Source organism: Photobacterium aquae (genome assembly GCF_001029445.1).
GTDB classification, from domain to species: Bacteria; Pseudomonadota; Gammaproteobacteria; order Enterobacterales; family Vibrionaceae; genus Photobacterium; species Photobacterium aquae.
Map to the genome: position 1 here is coordinate 1 of NZ_LDOT01000096.1, position 719 is coordinate 719.

Annotated in this window: 1 protein-coding gene and 1 pseudogene; both read left to right on the plus strand. The window is 48.1% G+C overall.

Features of this window, described 5'->3' with window-relative positions; all coding sequences use genetic code 11:
• Positions 1-192: pseudogene (locus ABT56_RS24385) on the plus strand (hypothetical protein); the annotation flags it as partial.
• Positions 193-391: 199 nt separating this feature from the next.
• Positions 392-586: a hypothetical protein gene (locus ABT56_RS23065; RefSeq protein WP_047881242.1), complete on the plus strand. Its 195-nt coding sequence runs from the start codon at positions 392-394 to the stop codon at positions 584-586.
• Positions 587-719 lie beyond the last annotated feature (133 nt).

Sequence of the window (719 nt, forward strand, 5' to 3'; positions counted from 1 at the left end):
GCCAAAATAATCAAAGTAGATCACCGCTATTTTTGCGGGTTCGGCAAGTCAGGCCAACCGATGTTGGCTTGGTCATTGGCTGGCGCGCAATTGTTTATTGACGAGCGCGTTGCTGAAAGTGTCATGGAGTCATTGAAGTCGAAAGGCAAAAAGCCCCAGTTACTCGTTGTTATTCTGGAGGTGCAATCATGAGTATTGTGACTGAGTGCCAGTTCTGCAATGAGCTAAGAGTTTGCTATAGCCAGCAAACAGAGGGCAGTTCTGTCTTGATTTGCGATGGTTGCCGAGAGGAATCAACCCAGTGTACATCATGTGGGGTAATCACTGATTACTATGAGTACGATAAAGATGGTTTCATCGAATGCATGGATTGTATTGATAAGGGGAAATCATGACCGCATCAATTCAATGGTATTCCAATGCCGGGGCACAGGTTAACAAGCCGCTACCGTTTCAGCCCCAAGCTAATTTTTATCGCGCCGTTGCTCAATGCGTAGCATTCGCAGGTAATGAGCCAACCTATATGCGCTCAGTGATGGCAATTATTCCGGTGGATGCAAACCGCCGTTTGGTGGTGACAGCATGAACATTTCAAACCCAATCCCTAAGCAAGTGACCAAAGCCCCCAAGTTGGGGGCGGCGGTTTCCTCACTGCCATTGCATGAGGCTGCGGTTCCGCTTAATACCACATTGGTTGCGGATTTCATGGCGCAACATGC